The following is a 6,093-nucleotide window of genomic DNA, read 5'->3' on the forward strand; positions in this document are numbered from 1 at the left end:
CCCCCCACCCGCATCGCTCCGACATCCACGTGAATCACGAACTGACGTCCCGGCCAGGGGCGTTGACGGTAATTTGGACCCCGATCGCGTGACGCACGGCAGGAGACCCACGATGGCAGAAGGCCAACTCACCCCCGACGAGGACGCGTTGTCCAAGATCGACACGACGGTGCCGCACTCGGCCCGGATCTGGAACTACTGGATGGGGGGCAAGGACAACTACGAGGTCGACCGGGTCGCGGGCGACGCCTACCGCGAACACGCCCCCACCATCGAGACGATGGCCCGCGCCTCGCGCCAATACCTGATCCGCGCCGTGACGTATGTCGCCCGCGACCTCGGCATGCGCCAGTTCCTCGACATCGGCACCGGTCTGCCCACCTACGACAACACCCACCAGGTCGCCCAGCGCATCGCCCCCGAGTCGCGCATCGTCTACGTCGACAACGACCCGCTGGTGCTCCGCCACGCCCAGGCCCTGCTCACCAGCACCCCCGAGGGCGTCACCGAGTACATCGACGCGGACCTGCACGAGCCCGAGCGGATCCTCGAGAGGGCCGCGAAGACACTGGACTTCGACCGGCCGGTGGCGCTGATGCTCATGGGCATCCTCGGCCACATCCAGGACTACGAGGAGGCGAAGTCGATCGTCCGCCGCCTCCAGGCCGCCCTGCCCCCCGGAAGCTGCTTCGTCCACTACGACAGCACGGACACCGACCAGGCGCTCAAGGAGGCCCAGCAGGGCTACGACGACACCGGCGCCGTGCCGTACGTGCTGCGCAGCCCGGAGCAGCTCGCCGCCTTCTACGAGGGCCTGGAGCTGGTCGAACCCGGCATCGTCTCCTGCCCGCTGTGGCGTCCGGAACCCGGCACCACGCCCGAGCCCACGGACATCTACGGCGGCGTGGCCCGCAAGCTCTGACGGCGGCCGCGGCGCCCGCGCGGTCCGCCGCCGCTACGACCGGCGTTCGGCCAGTGCCGCCTGCCAGGCGGGGCGCCGCGCGGGCGGTTCGGGGTCGGGGCGGCGGCCGCCGCGGGCGAAGAAGTCGGCGAGCGGCAGGATCGCGGCGCCCACGGTGACCGCGTCCGGGCCGAGCCGGCCGAGGTCGACGGTCACCTTCTGCGCGGGGTGGCGCAGCGCGTACGCGGTGGCGTGGCGGCGGACCGCGGGCAGGAAGCGGGCGCCGAGCTGCAGCCCGGCCCAGCCGCCGATGAGGATCCGCTCGGGCTGGAAGAGGTTGATCAGGTCGGACAGCCCGGCCCCCAGGTACTCGGCGGTCTCCTCCAGCACGCCGAGCGCCACGGGGTCGGCGGCGGTGCCGTCGGACGGGTAGGCCGCGGCCAGCATGGCGGACAGGGCGGTCTCCTCGTCGGCGCCCTCCGGCGGCCGCCCGCCCTCCTCCCGCCAGCGGGCCAGCAGCGACTCGGCCCCGGCGTAGGCCTCCAGGCAGCCGAGCGCGCCGCACCGGCAGCGGCGCCCGCGCACCCGTACCGTCAGGTGCCCCCACTCCACGGCCCGGCCGCGCTCCACCTCCGGGGTGACCAGGCAGGCGCCGACGCCGGAGCCGAAGAGCACCACGACCGCGTTGCCTGCGCCGCGCCCGGCGCCGAACCACATCTCGGCCTGGCCCAATGTCCGGGCGCCGTTGTCGATGAAGTACGGCACGCTGTCGGGCAGCCGGGAGCCGGTGCGCAGCAGGCTCTCCAGGGGCACCGCGTCCCAGCCGATGGTCTGCCCGTGCACGACGGCGCCGCGGTCCGCCGTGCGCTCCACGATGCCGGGGACGCCGATGCCGACGCCGAGCAGCCGCTCGGGGGCGAGCCCGGCGGTGGACAGCACCTCGGCGATGCCGTCCCGGATGTGCCCGGTGATCACGTCTACGTCGTAGCGCTGAGGCGGGACGGTCGCCCGCTGGGGCGCCAGCGGGCGGTCGGCCCGGGCCAGCTCGGTCAGGGTGAGGTCGAACAGTTCGACACGGACCCGGGTCTCGCCGACGTCCACGCCGATCATGTGCCCGCTCTCCCGGGCCACCCGCAGCAGGGTGCGCGGGCGGCCGCCGTCGGAGTCGACGCTGCCGGCCTCCTCGACCAGGCCGTCGGCGATCAGTTCGGCGACGACGTTGCTCACCGAGCCGGAGCTGAGACCGGTCGCCGGGCCCAGTTCGAACCGGCTGAGCGGTCCGTCGAAGTACAGCCGCTGCAGAACGGCCGTGCGGTTGCCCCGCCTGAGATCGCGCACCGTGCGCCCGCTCCGCCCCGCCATGTGGCTCCCTTGTCCGAACTCGTCCCGAGCTGCAACATACCGCCGCGGCACACCGCGACGCGACTTTCTCTCCCTCCTTAGTCAACGAGATAAATTAAGCCCTGTGTTCCCTGGATTCCCCGGGGCCTACGGCGTGACGGCGTGCGGCGGGCTCAGCCGGGGCACGCGGGCCGTCCCCGCGCCCTCGGGCGCGCCGTGCCGGGCCAGCAGGTGCCAGACCTTCTTCACATCCTGCGCCGGGTACCGGCCGCTGCGGGCCGCGTCGCCGATCATCCGCGGGTCGAGCACGCCGTCCTCGGCGATCTCGGCGGCCAGGGCGACGTACTGCGGGCCGCGGTAGTCGCCGTGCCGGCTCAGTTCGGCCACGGTGATCCGGTAGCCGGGGTGCCAGGCGAGCGGGCAGGGCAGCCGGCGGGCGGCGGCCTCGCCGGGGGTGCCGCGGTAGCTCGCGTCCAGAACCAGCGCCTCGACGTCGCGGGCCAGGTCGACGCCGCCGTGCACCTGGGCCTCGATGTAGTCGTCGAGGGCGTCCTGCTCGTCGGCCTCGGCGAGCGCGATCAGCGGCATCGCGGCGGCGGTGCCGAAGTCGGTGGGCTCGAAGACGCTGTCCGGATAGCAGAAGGTGGCGCGGGCGAGCGCCGCCTCGGTGAGCCGGAAGTGGCAGGACCCGAACCGGGGAGCCGCGCCGACGACCTGGCGGCGGAAGTCCAGGGCGCCGTAGACCGGCCGCTCGGCCGCGGGCGCGTCGTCGTAGGCGCCGCCGAAGATGCGGCTCTCCCAGCGCCGGCGGTCGCCACCGGGGTGCGCGGTGAGGCCGCCGTTGCTGGTTCCGGTCACGAACTGCGAGTGGTACGCCCCGTCCCGGGCCAGCGCCTCCAGGACGGGCAGGCCGCCCGCGAGCCGGTCCGGATGGAAGTTCAGCGTGATGCGCGAGCCCCGAGCGAGCGGCTCTCCCGCGGAGAGCGCCGCGACGTGGTGCACCGCCGCGCGGGCCCGCGCTCCGCCCACGGATGCGAAGCCGCCGAAATCCATTGGATCCCCTCCCCCTCCCCTGCCTACCCTAGGCAACAAGCTAATACATTTAGGCATCCGCTGTGCGGGGCCGTGACTTCTGGAGCCACCATGAGACCACTCACCGAGACCGAGATCCGCGCCTCCTTCGTCAACTGCTCCAAGGGCGAGGCCAAGCGGCTGTCCGTGCCCCGGGATCTGGGCGAGCGCCCCTGGGACGACCTGGACTTCCTCGGCTGGCGGGACCCGGGCGCCCCGGACCGCAGCTACCTGGTGGCGGAGCGGGAAGGGCGGCTGATCGGCATCGCCCTGCGGTTCCCCTCCTCGCAGCGCGGCTTCCTGCACAGCAGCATGTGCTCGCTGTGCCTGACCACCCACCGAGGCGGAGGCGTGTCCTTGATGACCGCCCGCAAGGCGGGCGCGGCGGGCCGCGAGGGCCATTCGGTCGGCGCGTACATGTGCACCGATCTCGCCTGCTCGCTGTACGTGCGCGGCAGGAAGCTGCCGGACACGGGCGGCCGCTTCCAGGAGAGCCTGACCCTCCAGGAGCAGATCGACCGGACGACGGCCAATCTGGCCGCGTTCCTGGACAAGCTCTACGCGTGAGGCACCCGCCCGCCCACGCGCCGGGCGGGTGCCCCGGCGACCGTCGCGGCCGGTCACGGCCGTGGTCCGGCCCGCCCGGGAGGGCGACAGGACGTTCGACCCGTCACCGAACGGGGAACAGCGCAAGGATGCTAGATGTACGGCAGTGGGTGGTGTCGCTGGTGCGGCTGCTGCGCCGGCACCGCGACCCCGTGGTCGTCCAGGCGCTGCGGTCGACGGTCGCGGCGACGGTCGCGTATGTGATCGCCAAGTGGCTCAGCCCGGAGCCGGCGCCCCTGACCGCTCCCCTGACAGCTCTGCTGGTCGTCCAGGTCACCCTCTTCGCCACGCTGAAGACCAGCATCCGCCGGGTGAACTCGGTGGTGGCCGGCGTGCTCGTCGCGATCGCCTTCTCGCAGCTGGTGGGCCTGACGTGGTGGAGCCTGGCCCTGGTGATCCTGGCCGGGCTCGGCGTCGGGCATCTGGTGCGGGTGGACGAGTTCGTGGCGGAGGTCGCGATCAGCGCCATGCTGGTGCTGGGGGTCACCAGCGTCGGCAGCACGGCCTGGGCGCGCATCGTGGAGACGGTGATCGGCGCGGCGGTGGGCATGGGCTGCAACCTGTTGCTCGCCCCACCGGTGTGGACCGAGCGCGCGGGCGAGTCGATCGAGGGGCTGGCGCGCCGGATGCGGCAGCTGATGCTGCACATGGGCGAGGAGGTGGCCGACGGGATCCCGGTGGCGCGGGCGGCGGCCCGGCTGCACGAGGCGCGCCGCCTGGACCACGACATCGCCGACGTGGACGCCGCGCTGCGGCAGGCCGAGGACAGCCTGCGGCTGAACCCACGGGTGCGCGAGGGCCTGCTGCACCGGGTGGTGCTGCGCACCGGCCTGGACACCCTGGAGATCTGCACGGTCGTGCTGCGGGTGCTGGCGCGCACCTTCACCGACCTGACCAAGCAGCGGGCGCCCGGGCCGCTGTTCTCGCCGCAGACCGCGCCGCTGGTGCAGCAGTTGTTGTCGGAGATCTCCGACGCCGTGGTCAGCTACGCGGTGCTCGTGACCACCGATGTGAGCATGAGCGCCGAGTCGGCCGAGGAGCGGCTGGCCGCCGAGCTGCGGCAGGCCGCGGCCACCCGGGACAAGCTGGCGCAGCTGCTGCTGGAGGAGGTGCAGCGGGACGCCGGCCACTGGCAGCTGCTGGGCGCGGTGCTGACCGAGGTCGACCGCATCCTGGACGAGATGGACATCGAGCACCGGTCCAAGCGGCTGCTGGAGGAGCTGGACCGGCTCACCCGCGAGCGGCGCGAGCGCAGGCCGCGGCTGGCCCGGATCGGTGACCGGCTGGGCGTGCCGGTGCGGCTGCGCCGCAACCGCTAGGACGCCGTCCGGGGCCGGGGGTGAGTGCGGCACGGCCGCCTCATCCGTCGCCGTCCGGGCGGTGCCGCTGCAGGGCGCGCGGGCAGGGGGCGGCGCTCGCCTGGGCGAGCAGCACGTGCATGCGGTCGGTGAGCTGGGCGACGTCGTCGGCGGGTGCATGGAAGGCGAGGCGTACGTCGCCGTCGGTGCGGGCCCGCTCGATGCGCAGGGTCAGTCCGTGCCGGTCCACGGCGAGCGGGCGGACGCGCACCGCGCCGTGCAGGCTGTCGGGCGCGACGAGCCGGGTGAGGCGGTCCACCGCGTCCGGGTGGCAGTCGGCGAGGTGGGTGAGCAGGCGGGCCTCCGCGTCGGCCAGCGGGTCGGGCGCGGCGGCGGCGAACTCGTCGGGATCGACCACGACCGTGCTCGACGGCCGGCGCAGCACCACGCGCAACGGCCGGAAGACCAGGTGCTCCGCACCGGGGACGAACCGGCCGGCGAGCCAGAGCCGGGCGCGGACGCGCCCGCGCACGGGGACGGGTGCCACGTCGGCGAACTCCAGCACGGCGGGCAGCTCACCGCGCGGCGCGCAGATCGCGCTCAGGGCGCTGTCCTCGGGCACGCGCAGGAGCACCCGGCCGTCCTCGGCCACGGTGTGCGCGCCGATGAACTCCTCCCGGCCGCCCTCGGCGGTGGCCAAGCAGGACCAGGCGGTGGCGAGCACCGACCGGGCCTGCTGCGCCGCCGAGGGCATCGCGGCCCAGGTGTGGCTGTCAGCCATGCGGAACCTCCTCATTAGGTAAGGCTTGCCTAAGCTATCGGAGATCGCGGTGTGCGCCAACCAGCGGGGGCCGTCGCGCGGGGGCATCCCGGGGG

At 73.8% G+C, this 6,093-nt stretch carries 6 protein-coding genes; 3 read left to right on the forward strand and 3 right to left on the reverse strand.

Annotated features, from left to right (window positions below):
• Positions 1–112 precede the first annotated feature (112 nt).
• On the forward strand, positions 113–922 hold the full coding sequence (locus GV126_RS04230) for an SAM-dependent methyltransferase (protein WP_159662806.1): 810 nt from the start codon (positions 113–115) through the stop codon (positions 920–922).
• Between the two features lie 33 nt (positions 923–955).
• Here GV126_RS04230 and GV126_RS04235 read toward each other — a convergent pair whose 3' ends face one another.
• Positions 956–2,263, reverse strand: a complete 1,308-nt coding sequence (locus GV126_RS04235; RefSeq protein WP_159662808.1) for an ROK family transcriptional regulator — start codon at positions 2,261–2,263, stop codon at positions 956–958.
• A gap of 126 nt (positions 2,264–2,389) precedes the next feature.
• A complete protein-coding gene (locus GV126_RS04240) occupies positions 2,390–3,295 on the reverse strand; it encodes a DUF3626 domain-containing protein (RefSeq protein ID WP_159662810.1) in 906 nt (301 codons plus the stop codon).
• 90 nt (positions 3,296–3,385) lie between these two features.
• Here GV126_RS04240 and GV126_RS04245 point away from each other — a divergent pair, with 90 nt between their 5' ends.
• Both GV126_RS04245 and GV126_RS04250 read left to right on the forward strand, forming a co-directional pair.
• Positions 3,386–3,880 carry an FBP domain-containing protein gene (locus tag GV126_RS04245; RefSeq protein ID WP_159662812.1) on the forward strand — a complete coding sequence of 165 codons (495 nt, stop codon included), beginning with the start codon at positions 3,386–3,388 and terminating at the stop codon, positions 3,878–3,880.
• A 128-nt stretch (positions 3,881–4,008) separates the two neighbouring features.
• Entirely contained in the window at positions 4,009–5,238 is a 1,230-nt protein-coding gene (locus GV126_RS04250) for an FUSC family protein (protein ID WP_159662814.1), read from the forward strand.
• A 40-nt stretch (positions 5,239–5,278) separates the two neighbouring features.
• Here the strand turns inward: GV126_RS04250 and GV126_RS04255 are convergent, their stop codons facing one another.
• Entirely contained in the window at positions 5,279–5,998 is a 720-nt protein-coding gene (locus tag GV126_RS04255) for a DUF2470 domain-containing protein (RefSeq protein WP_159662816.1), read from the reverse strand.
• Between the last annotated feature and the right edge of the window lie 95 nt (positions 5,999–6,093).

This window comes from Streptomyces mexicanus, from assembly GCF_902506575.1.
GTDB classification, from domain to species: domain Bacteria; phylum Actinomycetota; class Actinomycetes; order Streptomycetales; family Streptomycetaceae; genus Streptomyces; species Streptomyces mexicanus.

Excerpts from the sequence above, each read along its gene's own strand:
- GV126_RS04230 (WP_159662806.1), top strand. The coding sequence starts at position 113 with ATGGCAGAAGGCCAACTCACCCCCGACGAGGACGCGTTGTCCAAGATC.
- GV126_RS04235 (WP_159662808.1), bottom strand. The coding sequence starts at position 2,263 with ATGGCGGGGCGGAGCGGGCGCACGGTGCGCGATCTCAGGCGGGGCAAC.
- GV126_RS04240 (WP_159662810.1), bottom strand. The coding sequence starts at position 3,295 with ATGGATTTCGGCGGCTTCGCATCCGTGGGCGGAGCGCGGGCCCGCGCG.
- GV126_RS04245 (WP_159662812.1), top strand. The coding sequence starts at position 3,386 with ATGAGACCACTCACCGAGACCGAGATCCGCGCCTCCTTCGTCAACTGC.
- GV126_RS04250 (WP_159662814.1), top strand. The coding sequence starts at position 4,009 with ATGCTAGATGTACGGCAGTGGGTGGTGTCGCTGGTGCGGCTGCTGCGC.
- GV126_RS04255 (WP_159662816.1), bottom strand. The coding sequence starts at position 5,998 with ATGGCTGACAGCCACACCTGGGCCGCGATGCCCTCGGCGGCGCAGCAG.